Source organism: Pimelobacter simplex (assembly GCF_900114845.1).
Classification (GTDB): Bacteria; Actinomycetota; Actinomycetes; order Propionibacteriales; family Nocardioidaceae; genus Nocardioides; species Nocardioides simplex.
The window spans coordinates 673,275-687,285 of the sequence record NZ_FOUK01000001.1; the positions used below are offsets into that span (position 1 = coordinate 673,275).

Consider the following 14,011-nt stretch of genomic DNA (forward strand, 5'->3'; position numbering starts at 1 on the left):
GGGGAGGTTGCGGGTACGAAGTGGGGTGGTTGCGGGTCCGAGGTGCGTCGTCACTGGCGAGATCTCGCGCCCGCAAGACACCCACTTCGCGCCCGCAAGAGCCTCACTTCGTGCCCGCAACCGGCGCACTTCGCCGGGTGGCTCAGTCGAGGCCCAGGTAGTTGAGCCAGAGCCGGGTGAGGTCCTCGGTGGCCTGGTCGACGTCCTCGCGGTGCCCGAAGACGTACCAGAGGTAGGCGAGCCGCTCGGTCATCGCGCCGAGCAGGAACGCCGCCGTGGCGGGGTCGACCTCGGGCGCGACCTGGCCGGCCGCCTGCCAGCGGGCGATCGCCCGCTCGGTGCGGCTGCGGTAGTAGCGGTTGCGCTCGGCCAGGACGCCGGGCACGTCGGGCTGCTCGAGCGCGGCGGCCTCGACGCAGGTCCAGAAGGCCGCATTGCGCTTGAACGCCGTCAGGTAGAGCCGGTTGGTCTCGCGGATCCGCTGGGCCGGGTCGACGGAGCCCGGCTCGGCCGGCACCAGCTCGCCGTAGACCTCGTCCTCGACGGTGATGAGCAGTTGGCGGAACAGGTCGTCCTTGTTCTCGAAGTGCAGGTAGAAGGTGCCGACGGAGACGTCGGCCTCCTTGGTGATGTCGGAGATCCGGGCCTTGTGCAGGCCCTTGCGCTCGAGGACCCGCCGCCCGGCGCGCAGCAGCGCTCCGCGGGTGCGGCTGCCCTGGGTGGTCGTCGTGGCGCGCTCGCTCATCGGCCGGCTCCGCGCGGCGGCATCCGGAGCAGCGCCGTCCAGGCGTCGGCGACCGCGGCGGTCGCGGCGTCGAGGTCGAACCCGGCCTCGTCGTGGGACCACTGCTGCACGGCCTGCTCGGTCAGGGCGATGAGCGCGTCGACCACGACGGCGCTGTCGACGCCGGGGTCGATCCAGCCCTGCTCGGCCCAGAAGCCGAGCTCGTCGGTGAGCGTGCGGGTCAGCGGGTCGGCCTGGTCGCGCAGGGCGGTCGCCACCTGGACGTTGCCGAGCGCGGCGGCGTTGATCATCCGCCAGGTCGCGGCGCCCTCGGCCAGCCGCGCGACCTGGAGCCGGACGACGTCGTGCAGCCAGGCCCGCGCGCTGTCGGCATCGGAGAACCGGGCCCGCGGGACGTCGGCCGCGAGCGCCTGCCGGGCCTGCTCGACGACCTCGAGGAAGAGCCCCTCCTTGGTGTCGAAGTAGGTGTAGAAGCTCCCCGCCGCGACGCCGGCCCGCTTGGTCACGTCGATCACCCGGGCGCCGTGCAGGCCCTTCTCGGTGAAGACGTCGACGGCAGCGTCGACCAGCGCCTGCCGTGTCGGAGGGAGGGTCACCGGGCCGCCTCTCAGAGCCGTGGGTGGTCGTGGGACTGCCCGAAGGCTAGCCAGTGCGCCCGCGAGATGCCAGAAATGAACGGCAATTCACGGCACCTGAATTCTTCTTCACCATCGCGAGGCCGCTCTGCTGGAAGCGAGAATGCGCCTGAAATAGCGGTAAACGGCACGCTGTGACCGGCCGCCTGTGTCCCTTGACACAGTCTCGGGAGGCGCGGTAGGACTACCCACATGAACGGAAATTCAATGACGTTCGACGGCCGTCGGGTGCTGGTCACGGGCGGTGCCCGCGGCCTCGGTGCCGCGATCGCCGCGTCGTTCGCCGGCGCCGGTGCCCGCGTGGCGGTGTGGGACGCGCCCGGTGCGATGGCGCTCGACTACCCGCTCTCCGGTGCCGCCGAGCTCGACGCGGCCCGGGCCGTGGTGGGCCCGACGGGGCACGTGGCCGCGGTCGACGTCCGCGACGTCGCGCAGGTGCGGGTTGCGCTGCCCGCCGCCGTCGCCGCGCTCGGCGGCCTCGACGTCGTCGTCTGCGCGGCGGGGGTGCGCACGGCCGCGACCGCGGCGACGATGAGCGACGCCGCCTGGGACGACGTGGTCGACACCAACCTGCACGGGACCTTCCACGTCCTGCGCGAGGCGCTGGGCCCCCTGGGGGACTCCGGTCGCGGCCGGATCGTCGTCATCGCCGCCGAGGAGGGACGGCGCGGTGCCTTCGGGCTGAGCCACTACGCCGCCGCCGCGTGGGCGCAGATCGGGCTGGCCAAGTCGCTGGCCCACGAGGTCGCCGAGCAGGGCACCGCGGTCGGGGTGGTGTGCCCCGGCGTGATGGACACCGCGATGAGCGCCGACCCGTCGTACTGGGCGGTGCTGCAGGCCGGGCGGGACGGCTCGCTCGCCGTGACCGCTCCCGACCGCGGTGCGGCCGAGCACGCGCTGCGCGTGCGCCACCCCAGCAGCGCGACCTATGCCGACGTCGGCGCGGTGGTCCGCGCGGTCGAGCAGCTCGTCGCCGAGCCGGGCCTCGACCGGACCGGCGCCGTCGTCGACGTCTCGGCCGGCCTGGCCGCCACCAACACGGCCTGACCCGGCCACGACACCGACGACACCGACGACACCGACGACATCGAGGAGATGACGATGAGGAACTTCGAGGGCCGGACCGCCGTGGTCACCGGCGCCGCCAAGGGGCAGGGGCGCTCGCACGCGATCGCCCTAGCCCAGCGGGGCGCGAACCTGGTGCTGGTCGACATCGCCGCGCAGATCCCGTGCGCGTCGCGGATGGCCACGCCCGAGGAGCTCGACGAGACCGCGCGCATCGTCGAGTCGCTCGGCGCGCCGTGCCTGACGCTCAAGGCCGACACCCGCAGCCCCGAGCAGATGCGCGACGTCGTCGCGGCGACCGTCGAGCGGTTCGGCCGGGTCGACGTGCTGCTGGCCAACGCGGGGATCGCCGCCTTCGGCCCGGTCCGCGAGATGGCCGACGACGTCTGGCGCGATGTCGTCGACGTCAACCTCGGGGGAGTGGCGGCGAGCATCCGCGCGGTCGCGCCGGTGATGGCCGCGCAGCGCTCCGGGCGGATCGTCGCGACCGCCTCGTCGGTCGGCCGCGAGGGCGGTCCCAACAATGCCAACTACGCGGCGTCCAAGTGGGGTGTGATCGGACTCGTGAAGTCCGTCGCGATCGAGCTGGCTCCCTACGGGGTGACGGTCAACGCGTTCTCGCCGATGTCGGTGTCGACCGACATGTGCCACAACGACCTGACCTACGGCCTCTTCCGCCCCGACCTGGAGGCGCCCACCACCGACGACGTGCGCGCCACCTTCGCCACCCTCAACCCGATGGCCGTGCCGTGGATCGAGGTCGGCGACGCCACCGAGGCCGTCCTCTTCCTCGCCTCCGACGAGGCCCGCTACATCACCGGCACGGCGCTCGACGTCGCCGGTGGCTGGAACGCCTTCCACAGCGCCTGACCCGCACCCGCTGCCCCACCCCGACCACCAAGGAGCCTCCCCGTGACCTTCGACCCGACCGACAAGCTCTCCGACCTCGCCGCCGGCGGCCCGGCGCTGTTCTTCCCCGACCCGCCCGCCCAGGTCACGTTCAACTTCGACCAGGGCATCGCGGCCGAGGAGACCTTCCCGCTCGACGACTTCCGGCGGCTGATGGGCGACGTCCTCGACCGCGACGGCGGCCGCGCGCTGGAGTACATCTCCTTCGGCTACGAGGAGGAGACCGACCAGATCGTCTACCTGCCGTCGTACATCGAGCTGATGCTGGGGCACACCGGCCTGCGCGAGGAGGTCGCCCGGTGGATCGGGAAGACCCAGCAGGTCGAGGGCCTCGGCGCGGACAACCTCATCCTCACCTCGGGCTCGGTGCAGGCGATCGCGCTCGCGGTCAACGCGCTCGTCAACCCCGGCGACGGCGTCCTGGTCGAGAAGGCGACGTTCCCCTACGCCATGCGCTTCATGCAGATGCGCGGCGCCGACATCCGCACCGTCGAGATCGACGAGCACGGACTGGTCGTCGAGTCGCTCGTCGAGCGGCTCGAGGAGATGCGCCGCGACGGCGTGACGCCCAAGCTGCTCTACGTCATCCCGACGTTCCAGCTGCCCACCTGCGTCGTGATGCCCGAGGACCGCCGCCGCCGGCTGCTGGAGGTGGCCGAGGAGTACGACTTCGTCATCCTCGAGGACTCGATCTACGCCGACCTGCGCTACGGCGGCGACCCGGTCCCGTCGCTGCTGAGCATGGACACCGACGGCCGGGTGATCCAGAGCCACGGCTTCTCCAAGGTGCTCGCCCCCGCCCTGCGGATCGGCTGGATCACCGCGCCCGAGCCCCTCATCCACGCGCTCGCCTCCGTGCGCCAGGACCTCGGCGTCAGCCAGTGGACCTGCCGGATGCTCGAGCAGTACCTGAAGGAGGGCCTGCTCGACCCGCACATCGAGCGCGCCAACGCCGTCTACCGCCGCAAGCGCGACCTCGCCGTGAAGGCGGTGCGCGAGCACTGCGGCGGCCTGGTCAGCTTCGACGTGCCCGACGGCGGCTACTACCTCTGGCTCAGGATCGCCGACAACGTCGACTGGGAGAAGGCGCAGCACGAGGCCGCGATGGCCGGCGTCTTCTGCCGTCCGGGCGAGAAGTTCCTCGGCCAGGAGGCCGGTCAGGGCTACCTCCGGCTCGCCTACAGCCACGCGCCCGACCACGAGCTCGAGCGCGGGATCAAGGCCCTCGGTGAGGCGATCGTCGCCAACGCGCGCTGACCGGCGGCCGACCGGCCGCTGACGCACCACCACCTGCTGTTCCCGGCGCACGCGTCGGGGACGGAGCTCGGGCGCCCGAAAACACCCGACCCAACCAACGAGAGGAATGCCCGTGCCTTCCAACAACCTCCCTCGCGCCCGCCGCCGCGGCGCGGCGGTCGCCGCTCTGGTGGTCGCCGCCACGGTGGCGCTCGCCGGCTGCAACAGCTCCGACTCCGGCGGTGACGACGGCCCGGCCGCCAGCGGTCCGTGGCTCGACGACGCCAAGGCCGCCGCCGAGACCGCCGTCAAGGTGCCGACCGAGATCGCCGTCAAGGCGCTCGGCCCGGTCGAGCCGCCCGCGTCCATGACCGTCTACTTCGTCGGCTGCGACCAGTCGATCCCGGGCTGCGTGGCCCAGGTCGAGGGAGTCCGCCAGGCGACCGAGGCGCTCGGCTTCGACCTGGAGGTCTGCGACGCCAAGAGCGATGTCGCGTCCTTCCAGAACTGCATGAGCCAGGCGGTCAACGCCAAGCCCGACGTCATCGTCAACAACGCCCGGCCCTCGGCCGACGCGTCGGAGGCCTACGCGAAGGCGCACGAGCTGAAGATCCCGGTGATCGGTCAGTTCACCGCGCAGCTCCCGGACCCCGAGAAGGGCAATACCGTCGAGGTCGGCAACGTCTGCCAGATCGAGGGCGAGCTGCTGGGGAGCTACATCGTCTCGGAGTCCGGCGGCAAGGCGAACGTCGCGATCTTCGCCGACACCGTCTACCAGTGCAACGGCCAGCGCGCCGACGGCGTCAAGGCCGCCCTCGAGAAGTGCCCGAGCTGCAAGGTGAGCGTCGACCGGTTCAGCGTCGCGACGGCGCAGACCGACCTGCCGCCCGCGCTGCAGGCCAAGATCCAGTCCAACCCGCAGCTCAACTGGGTGGTCAGCACGCCCGGGTTCTCGGGGGTGATGGCGGCGGACGCCGTGCGTCAGGCGGGCAAGGAGGACGCCATCTCCGTCGGCACCTTCGACGGCGACGAGCCCACCCTCGCGCTGGTCCGCCAGGGCGACATCATCAAGGCCGACGTGGCCTCCGGTGTCTACGAGAACGGCTGGACCGTCGTCGACGCGGCGCTGCGGCTCAAGGCCGGGCAGACCATCCCCGACAACATCGAGAACCCGACCCAGCTCCTGATGACCCAGGAGAGCGCGCCCGAGAAGGGCACCTACGAGGGCGCCGACGGCTTCCGCGACCAGTTCCAGGCGCTCTGGGGCGTCAGCTGAGCCGACGGCAGCAGCGAGAGCGGAGACCACGATGACCACGGACGATGCGGCCGCCCTGGAGCTGCGCGGGATCGTCAAGACGTTCCCCGGCCAGCGGGCCCTCGACGGCGTCGACTTCACCGTCGCACGCGGCGAGATCCATGCCCTGCTGGGCCACAACGGCTCCGGGAAGTCGACCCTGATCAAGGTGCTCTCCGGGTTCCACCAGCCCGACACCGGGCACTGCTCCGTCGCCGGATCGCGGCTGCGGTTCGGCGACGGGGTGGCCGTCAGCCGGGCCGGTGTCCGGATCATCCACCAGGACATCGGTCTGGTCGACGAGCTGTCGGTGCTGGAGAACCTCCGGCTCGGCGTCGGCACCTACCGGGCCGGCACGCTCGGCGCCATCCGCTGGCGCGACGAGCGTGCCGCGGCCCGGGCCCGGCTCGACGATCTCGGGCTCGGGCACATCGACCCCGCGGCCGAGGTGGCCGGCCTCTCCGCCGTCGAGCGGACCGAGGTCGCCATCGCCCGGGCGATCGACGATCCCGACGCGATCCGGGTCCTCGTCCTCGACGAGGCCTCCGCCGCCCTGCCGGAGGAGCAGGTGCAGCACCTGTTCCGGCTGGTCCGCACGCTCGCGGCTCGCGGCGTCGGCGTGGTCTACGTGACCCACCGGCTGGAGGAGGTCGTCGACCTCGCCGACCGCGTGACGGTGCTGCGCGACGGCGCCGTCGTCCTGCAGGAGAGCGTCTCGGCGCTCACCCGCGAGGACCTCGCCCGGGTCATCGCCGGCAGCGAGGTCGAGGCCGTGCACACCTCCGACCGCGCCGCCGGACGGACGACGGGCGCGCCGGTCCTCGAGCTGGCCGGCGTCGTCGCCGGGCGCGAGCTCGCCGGCGCCAGCCTCACGCTCCGCGAGGGCGAGGTGCTCGGCGTCGCCGGCCTCGCCGGCTCCGGTGTGCACGAGGTGGTCCGGCTCCTCCAGGGTCGGTCGGCACTGCGGTCGGGCGCGGTGCTGGTCGGCGGCGCTCCCGTGCCGCGGCCCGGCGTCCGGTCGCTGCGGCGGCTCGGCGTCGCGGTGCTGCCGGGGGAGCGCGACCAGAAGCGGATCACCGGGATGACGCTGGCCGAGAACATCACGATCGCCGACCTGTCGCCGTACTGGCGCGGCGGGCGGTTCCGGCACCGCGCCGAGCGCGCGGACGCCGTCGCCCTGGTCGAGCGCTACCGGATCCGGCCGCCCGACGTGCAGCGTCCGATCGAGCTGCTCAGCGGCGGCAACGCCCAGAAGGCCTACGTGGCGCGGCTCCTGCGCACCGCACCACGGGTGCTGGTGATGGAGGAGCCCACCCACGGCGTCGATGTCGGCGGCACCGCCGAGATCCTGCGCCTGCTCGTGGAGGCGGCACGCAACGAGGGGACCGCCGTCCTCCTGTGCTCCTCCGACACCGACGACCTCGCCGCCACCTGTGACCGCGTCCTGGTGCTGCGCGACGGGGTGGTCGCCGACGAACTGACCGACAAGGAGATCACCCGTGAGCGAATCGTTGAGCTCTGCTACGCAGCCGGCTGAGGAGGTGACGACGGCCCGCGCCATCGAGCACCGGGCCGGCCGGATCGGCCTCGACCTGCTCGACCGCTGGGCCGGGCCGCTGCTGCTGGTGGCGATGATCGTCGCGTTCACCATCGCCTCGCCCGGTGTCTTCCTGACGAGCAGCAACCTGCTCGCCGTCGTCAACAACCAGACGATCACCGCGGTGGTCGCGCTGGGTCTGCTGTTCCCCCTTGCCGCGGGGGTCTTCGACATCTCCATCGGCGGCGTGCTCACGCTGTCGGTGATCACGTCGGCCTGGACCTTCCAGCAGACGGCGGGCTCGATGCCGGTGCCGCTGGCCATCCTGATCACGCTGGCGGTCGGCGCGACCGCGGGGCTCGTCAACGCGCTGCTCGTCGTCCGGCTGAGCATCGACCCGTTCATCGTCACGCTCGGTTCGGGCTCGATCTTCCTCGGCGTCTCGCAGCTCGTGGCCAACGGCCAGGTCGTCTCGCGCGACATCCCGACGGCGTTCACCGACCTCGGCCGCGGCGAGCTGTTCGGCATCCCGAACCCCATCGTGCTCGTCGTGGTGCTCGCGCTCATCGTCTTCTACGTGCTGGAGATGACCCCGCTGGGTCGGATGTTCTACGCCACCGGGTTCGGCCGCGAGCAGTCCCGGCTCGCGGGAGTGCCGACCAACCGCATCCTGGTGCTGGCCTTCGTCATCTCCGGCTTCTGCGCCTCCCTGGCGGGCCTCGTCTACACCTCGCGGATCGGGACCGGGCAGCCGGACGTCGGCGCCCAGTACCTGCTGCCGTCGTACGCCGCGGCGTTCCTCGGCTCGACCATGATCAAGCCGGGCCGGTTCAACGTGCCCGGGCAGCTCGTCGGCCTGGCGATCCTCGCCATCGGCATCAACGGCCTGCAGCTGCAGGGGATCCCGTTCTGGGTGATCTCCACCTTCCAGGGCGGCGCGCTCATCCTCGCCGTCGTGCTGACCAAGCTCCGCAAGCTCTCCGTCCGCGCCGACGGCTGAGCCTCGATCCCCCTCAGAGAAGGAGAAACGACATGGGCAAGCTCGACGGCAGGACCGCGCTGATCACCGGCGCCGCCCGCGGCCAGGGGCGCTCGCACGCCCTGACCCTCGCCGCGGAGGGCGCGAACGTCGTCGCGGTCGACCTCTGTGCCGACCTCGCGACCATCCCGTACCCCCTCGCCACGCCGGACGACCTCGCCGAGACCAAGGCGCAGGTCGAGGCGCTCGGCGTCGCCTGCCACACGGTGCAGGCCGACGTCCGCGACACCGACGCGATCGAGGCGGTCGTCGCCGGCGCCGTCGAGCGGTTCGGGTCGCTCGACATCGCCGTCGCCAACGCCGGCGTCTGCGGCTTCGCGAGGTTCTGGGAGCTCGACGACGCCGCGTGGGACGAGATGATCGGCGTCGACCTCACCGGCGTCTTCAAGACGATGCGCGCCGCGGTGCGGCCGATGCTCGCGCAGGGACGCGGGCGGATCGTCGCCACGTCGTCGATGGGCGGGCGGATGGGCAACCCCAACCTCGCCCACTACGTCGCCGCCAAGTGGGGGGTGATCGGGCTGGTCAAGACGCTCGCCCTGGAGGCCGCGTCGTCCGGGATCACCGTCAACGCGGTGTGCCCGGCCACGGTCGACACCGGCATGGTCCACAACGACGCGCTCTACGGGCTCTTCTGCCCCGACCTCGACGCCCCCACGCGCGACCAGGTCGAGCCGGCGTACGCCGCGATGAGCCCGATGGGCGTCCCGTGGGTCGCGCCCGAGGACATCTCGAAGGCCGTGCTCTACCTGGTCTCCGACGACGCCCGCTACGTCAGCGGGACGACGATCGACGTCAGCACCGCCGCCTCCGCGGGCATGCCGTGAGGGGCTTCAACCCGCCGCACCTGCGCTTCGACGGGATGTCGCAGGCGGTGCGCAGCGGCGACTTCGTCGTGCTCTCGGGCCAGGTGGCGCTCGACGCCTCGGCGCAGATCGCCACCGACGACCCGTACGAGCAGGCCCGCCAGTGCTTCGAGAACATCGGGCTCGCGCTCGCCGAGGCGGGCGCGACGCTCACGCAGGTGACCAAGCTCGTCTGCTACCTCACCGACGCGGCGCACTTCCCGTCGTACAGCAAGGCGAAGGGGGAGGCGTTCGCGTCGGGCTCGGCGCCGGCCAGCACGACCGTCGTCGTCTCGGCGCTGCTCGACCCGCGGATGCTCCTCGAGGTCGAGGCCTGGGCCTACGTCGGCACGGCCGGATAGGCCCGGCCGCCGTGCCGTGGTCGCGCCCGACGGTGACGCTCGCCGAGGCGGACGCCGTCCTCCGCCGCGCGCTCGCCGAGGCGTCCGGCCAGGGGCTCGCCGTCGCCGTGGTCGTCGTCGATCCGGGCGGCGAGCCGGTCCTCGCCGCCCGGATGGACGGCGTCTCCGGGCTCGTGGCCGCCGCCGCCCACGGCAAGGCCCGCACGGCGGCCGGGCTCGGCGTACCGACGGCGGTGTGGGAGGAGCGCTCGGCCGCGGAGCCGTCGTTCGCGGCGGCCGTCGGCACGGTGCCCGGGTTCACGCCGCTCGCCGGCGGCGACCTGGTCCGGGTCGGGGGCGAGGTGGTGGGTGCGGTCGGCGTCAGTGGGGGGACGTCGGAGCAGGACGCCGCGATCGCGCGGACGGCGGGGGCTCAGGGCAGCGATCGTACCTAGTCTGGCCGGCATGGTGCCTCCCCGGATCCGGCGATCGTCCCGTGCCGTGGCCCTGGCCCTCGTCCTACCGCTCCTGGCGCTCGCCGCATGTGGCGACGAGGGGGACCGCGGGAGCCGCGGAGACCGGTCACCCGGTGCTCCGGCGGACGCGGCCGCGACGCAGATCGGGCCGGCGGAGTCCGCCTGCGCGTTGCCGGTGCTGGTCCGGGTCCCCGAGAAGTGGCACGTCGAGGCGCTGACCCCGGAGATGGTGGCGCGTGCCGACGACGAGAGCCTGACCAGCCCGGGCGGCTTCGACCTGGTGTGCTCGATCCTGGGGTCGCCCGCCGGCGTCGTGGCACCGATCGAGTCGGTCCGCGACTCGATCGAGCTGCCGGACTGACTCGCTAGCCCTCGTCGATCGTCGCCGCGAGCGTGCGCGCCGCCGCGCTCGCCTGCGCCAGCCAGCGCTCCACGACCGCGACATCGTCCGGAGTGAACCCGTCGAGCGAGTCGCGCAGTGCCCCGGCGAGCGGCCGGAAGAAGTCGCCGGCGAGCTGCTGGGCCGAGGGGTGCAGCGCGAGCAGCCGACGGCGTCCGTCGGCCGGATCGGCGGTCCGTACGACGTGCCCGCTCGCCTCCAGCCGGTGCAGGAGGGCGGTGGTGGCGGGCGGGCTGAGCTCGATCGAGGCGGCCAACGAGGAGGGCGTGACCGGGATGCCGCGCAGCCGGGCCTGGTGCAGGTGGGCCAGCGCGTCGACGTCGGTCGGGTGCAGCCCGTGGCGGTGGGCGAACCCGTGGGAGAAGCGGTTGAGCTCGTACGACAGCTCCTGCACCAGCGCGGGCACCGCCGTGCCCGGGTTGCCCCCGGTGTCGCTCATGGACCTATCCTTCCATCATGGAACTATCTGCGGTGTCCCAGCGCCTGCTCCCGTTCCTGCGTCCGCGGGTGGCGTGGGTCCTTCCGATGATCTACCTCGTCCTCGGTGGTGCGCTGATCGGGCTCGCCGGGACGGCGCCCGTCGAGCGCGCCACGACCGACCAGCTGCCCGGCGGGTACGACTCGACGGAGGTCGCCCGGCTGGTCGAGGCGTTCCCGTCGGGGCGCGACCAGGTCGCCGTCGTCCTGTTCTCGGCGGACCGGGCCCTGAGCGACGGCGACCGCGCGGCGGTGGCGCGCGTCCTCGAGCGGGCGGCCGGCGCGGGCGCGGAGCAGGTGCCGCTCCAGCCCTCCGCCGACGGGACGGCGCTCGTCGGCGTCGTCCCCGTCGCCGAGACCGACGCGACCCGGCTCGCCGACGACGTCGACGAGCTGCGCGCGCAGGTCCGCGAGGGGCTCCCGGACGGCGTCCGCGCGGCGGTGACCGGGCCGGCCGCGATCCAGGGCGACCTGGCCCGGGTCTTCGACGGCGCCGACCTGCGGCTGCTCCTCGTGACCGCGTCGGTGGTGGCGGTGCTGCTCATCATCACCTACCGCTCGCCCCTGCTGTGGCTGGTCCCGCTGACCGTGGTCGGTGTCGCCGACCGGCTCGCCGCCGTCGCCGCCACCCACGCGCTCTCCGGGCTCGGCGTCGCCTTCGACGAGTCCACCACCGGCATCCTGTCGGTCCTCGTGTTCGGGGCGGGGACCGACTACGCCCTCCTGCTGATCTCCCGCTACCGCGACGAGCTCCGGCGGACGCCGAGCCGGGCCGAGGCGATGGCGCACGCGTGGGTGCGGACCGGCGAGGCGGTGCTGGCGAGCGCCGCCACCGTCGTCCTGGCCCTGCTGGCGCTGCTGCTCTCGGCCTTCCCGACGACCCGCGGGCTCGGGCTCGCGTGCGCCATCGGGGTCGTGGTCGCCGCGGTCGCGGTGCTGGTCGTGCTGCCCCTGGCCCTCGTCGTCTTCCCGCGCTGGATCTTCTGGCCGCGCCGGCCCGAGGTCGGGCAGGACGCGGTCGCCGAGGGACGCACGTTCTGGCGACGGATCGGCGACGCCGTCGCTGCTCGTCCGGTGACCGCGGCGGTCGCCGGGCTCGTCGTCCTGGCCGCCCTGGCCAGCGGCATGCTCGGCATCCGCAGCGGGCTGTCGGAGGCCGACCAGTTCCTCGACACCCCCGAGTCGATCACCGCCGCCGCCCGCCTCGCCGAGTCGTTCCCGGCCGGCAGCACCGACCCCGCCGTCGTGCTGACCTCGGCGGACGTGCCCACTGTCGTCGCGGCTGCCGAGGGCGCCGACGGCGTCGAGTCCGTGCGGAAGGTGGGCGAGCACGACGGCCGGACCCGGCTCGACGTCGTCCTCGCGCACGCTCCGGGGACGGCGGACGCCCGCGCCGACGTCGCCTCGCTCCGCGCCGCGCTCGACGACCTGCCGGACACCCTCGTCGGCGGCGTCGACGCCGAGGACGTCGATATCGCCGACGCCACCTCGGCCGACCGCGGCCTGATCCTGCCGCTCATCCTCGTCGTGGTGCTGCTCGCCCTGGGCCTGCTCCTGCGCTCGGTGGTCGCGCCGGTGGTGCTCGTGGCGACCGTCGTCGCGACCTACCTCGCCGCCCTCGGCGCCGGCTGGCTGATCGGCTCGCAGGTCTTCGGCTTCGACCGCCTCGACGTCGGCGTGCCGCTGCAGGCGTTCCTGTTCCTCGTCGCGCTCGGCGTGGACTACAACATCTTCCTCGTCACCCGGGCCGCCGAGGAGGGACGCCGGCACGGCCCGCGCGAGGGCATGCTCCGCGCGCTCGCGTCGACCGGCGGGGTGATCACCAGCGCGGGTGTCCTGCTCGCCGCGGTGTTCGCCGTCCTCGGCGTCCTGCCGCTCGTCGTGCTGGCCCAGCTCGGCATCGTCATCTGCGTCGGCGTCCTGCTCGACACGCTGCTGGTGCGGACGGTGCTGGTGCCGGCGCTCGCCGTGCGGATGGGGGACCGGTTCTGGTGGCCGCGCCGGGTGGTGCGACCAGGTCGGTAGGTTGCGGGCCGTGGAGCCTTCGATCGAGCTGGTCAGCGTGGCGCCGAGCCTGGAGGGCGCCGTCCCCGCGGCCCACTTCGGGGGAGCGCGACCCCGCTTCCGGCTGGACGACGGCACCCTCACCGCGCTGAGCGCGCGACTGGAGCCGGCCGGCTCGGTGGCGACCGGGCTGTCCGGCGGCGCCCGGCTGCTCGCCGCCGCACCGGACCTCGGCACCTGGCTGGCCGAGGACGGCGAGCTCGCCGTGGTCACCCCGGCCGGCCGGACCGATCTGCCGGTCGCGGCGGCCGACGCAGCCTGCCTGCTGGCCGACGGCCTGGCCCTGGTCACCGCGCCGGACCTCGACGAGCGCGGCCACCTCCTGCTCCTCGTCGACCTCGGCACGGAGGCCGCCCCGGCCCGCGTGGTCGCCGAGCACCTGGTCCGCGACGCCCACGACGCCAGCGCCCACGTGCTCGCCCACCCCTCCGGCCGGGCTGCGGTGGTCGACCTGCCGATGGGCCAGGACGGCAGCTTCGTGCTGCGCGTCGACATCACCGCCGGACCTGGTCTGGCGGTCACCGAGCTGTGCCCGGGGGAGGACGTGGTCGGCGCCGACATCAGTCCCGACGGCGAGCAGATCCTGCTGACGCCGTACCCGAGCGATCCCGAGACCGCGCGCGTGCTGCGCTGGACGGACCTGAGCGAGATGGGTCGGCTGAGCGCCGCCGACGCCGGCCTCGCGATCGGGATCGACATGTCGGGGACCTTCCTCGACGACGACCACCTGCTGCTCGTCGACATCGAGCACGGGCTGCTCCTCGCGACGCGCGACCTCACGACGTCGCGGCCGCTCGCGCTCCCGGACCTCGACCTGAGCGACGACGACACCGACATCGAGTGGGTCTGCGCGCTCGGCGACCGGACCTTCGCCGTCGGCGCCTGGTACGCCGGAGCCGGCCGCCGGACGCTCGTCCACCGGATCACGCTCGGGAGATGACGAGACCC

The 14,011-nt window shown here is 73.3% G+C and carries 15 protein-coding genes; 12 read left to right on the forward strand and 3 right to left on the reverse strand.

What is annotated here, in order from left to right:
* Window positions 1–142: 142 nt before the first annotated feature.
* Both BM223_RS03140 and BM223_RS03145 read right to left on the reverse strand, forming a co-directional pair.
* A complete protein-coding gene (locus tag BM223_RS03140; protein WP_052139020.1) occupies window positions 143–745 on the reverse strand; it encodes a TetR/AcrR family transcriptional regulator in 603 nt (200 codons plus the stop codon).
* Window positions 742–1,341 carry a TetR/AcrR family transcriptional regulator gene (locus BM223_RS03145; protein ID WP_052139019.1) on the reverse strand — a complete coding sequence of 200 codons (600 nt, stop codon included), beginning with the start codon at window positions 1,339–1,341 and terminating at the stop codon, window positions 742–744. Before BM223_RS03145 ends, BM223_RS03140 begins: the two co-directional genes overlap by 4 nt.
* A 231-nt stretch (window positions 1,342–1,572) precedes the next feature.
* On the opposite strand from BM223_RS03145, the gene BM223_RS03150 reads away from it, so the two are divergent.
* The 10 genes from BM223_RS03150 to BM223_RS28205 all read left to right on the forward strand — a co-directional run bounded on the left by BM223_RS03150 (window position 1,573) and on the right by BM223_RS28205 (window position 10,483).
* Complete coding sequence (locus tag BM223_RS03150; protein ID WP_082003795.1) at window positions 1,573–2,427, forward strand: SDR family NAD(P)-dependent oxidoreductase; 855 nt, start codon at window positions 1,573–1,575, stop codon at window positions 2,425–2,427.
* A gap of 54 nt (window positions 2,428–2,481) precedes the next feature.
* Complete coding sequence (locus BM223_RS03155; protein ID WP_038681704.1) at window positions 2,482–3,315, forward strand: mycofactocin-coupled SDR family oxidoreductase; 834 nt, start codon at window positions 2,482–2,484, stop codon at window positions 3,313–3,315.
* Between the two features lie 42 nt (window positions 3,316–3,357).
* Window positions 3,358–4,611: an aminotransferase-like domain-containing protein gene (locus BM223_RS03160; protein WP_038681702.1), complete on the forward strand. Its 1,254-nt coding sequence runs from the start codon at window positions 3,358–3,360 to the stop codon at window positions 4,609–4,611.
* Between the two features lie 112 nt (window positions 4,612–4,723).
* Window positions 4,724–5,866: a sugar ABC transporter substrate-binding protein gene (locus BM223_RS03165; RefSeq protein ID WP_141267375.1), complete on the forward strand. Its 1,143-nt coding sequence runs from the start codon at window positions 4,724–4,726 to the stop codon at window positions 5,864–5,866.
* Between the two features lie 31 nt (window positions 5,867–5,897).
* Window positions 5,898–7,421 carry a sugar ABC transporter ATP-binding protein gene (locus BM223_RS03170; protein ID WP_038681698.1) on the forward strand — a complete coding sequence of 508 codons (1,524 nt, stop codon included), beginning with the start codon at window positions 5,898–5,900 and terminating at the stop codon, window positions 7,419–7,421.
* Window positions 7,384–8,421 carry an ABC transporter permease gene (locus BM223_RS03175; protein WP_075018452.1) on the forward strand — a complete coding sequence of 346 codons (1,038 nt, stop codon included), beginning with the start codon at window positions 7,384–7,386 and terminating at the stop codon, window positions 8,419–8,421. The genes BM223_RS03170 and BM223_RS03175 overlap by 38 nt, the downstream gene beginning before the upstream one ends.
* Before the next feature lie 32 nt (window positions 8,422–8,453).
* Window positions 8,454–9,287: a mycofactocin-coupled SDR family oxidoreductase gene (locus BM223_RS03180; protein ID WP_038681695.1), complete on the forward strand. Its 834-nt coding sequence runs from the start codon at window positions 8,454–8,456 to the stop codon at window positions 9,285–9,287.
* Entirely contained in the window at window positions 9,284–9,667 is a 384-nt protein-coding gene (locus BM223_RS03185; RefSeq protein WP_038681693.1) for a RidA family protein, read from the forward strand. The genes BM223_RS03180 and BM223_RS03185 overlap by 4 nt, the downstream gene beginning before the upstream one ends.
* An 11-nt stretch (window positions 9,668–9,678) precedes the next feature.
* Window positions 9,679–10,101, forward strand: a complete 423-nt coding sequence (locus BM223_RS28800; protein WP_038681691.1) for a GlcG/HbpS family heme-binding protein — start codon at window positions 9,679–9,681, stop codon at window positions 10,099–10,101.
* Window positions 10,102–10,111: 10 nt separating this feature from the next.
* Entirely contained in the window at window positions 10,112–10,483 is a 372-nt protein-coding gene (locus tag BM223_RS28205; RefSeq protein ID WP_141267374.1) for a lipoprotein, read from the forward strand.
* Between the two features lie 4 nt (window positions 10,484–10,487).
* Here the strand turns inward: BM223_RS28205 and BM223_RS03200 are convergent, their stop codons facing one another.
* Window positions 10,488–10,961 (reverse strand): MarR family winged helix-turn-helix transcriptional regulator, encoded by a 474-nt coding sequence (locus tag BM223_RS03200; RefSeq protein ID WP_038681688.1) that lies wholly within the window; start codon window positions 10,959–10,961, stop codon window positions 10,488–10,490.
* A gap of 17 nt (window positions 10,962–10,978) precedes the next feature.
* Between BM223_RS03200 and BM223_RS03205 the strand changes: the two genes are divergently transcribed.
* Both BM223_RS03205 and BM223_RS28805 read left to right on the forward strand, forming a co-directional pair.
* Window positions 10,979–13,024 carry an MMPL family transporter gene (locus BM223_RS03205; protein WP_038681686.1) on the forward strand — a complete coding sequence of 682 codons (2,046 nt, stop codon included), beginning with the start codon at window positions 10,979–10,981 and terminating at the stop codon, window positions 13,022–13,024.
* 10 nt (window positions 13,025–13,034) lie between these two features.
* Window positions 13,035–14,003, forward strand: coding sequence for a hypothetical protein (locus tag BM223_RS28805; protein WP_038681684.1), 969 nt, complete (start codon window positions 13,035–13,037; stop codon window positions 14,001–14,003).
* Window positions 14,004–14,011: the final 8 nt, after the last annotated feature.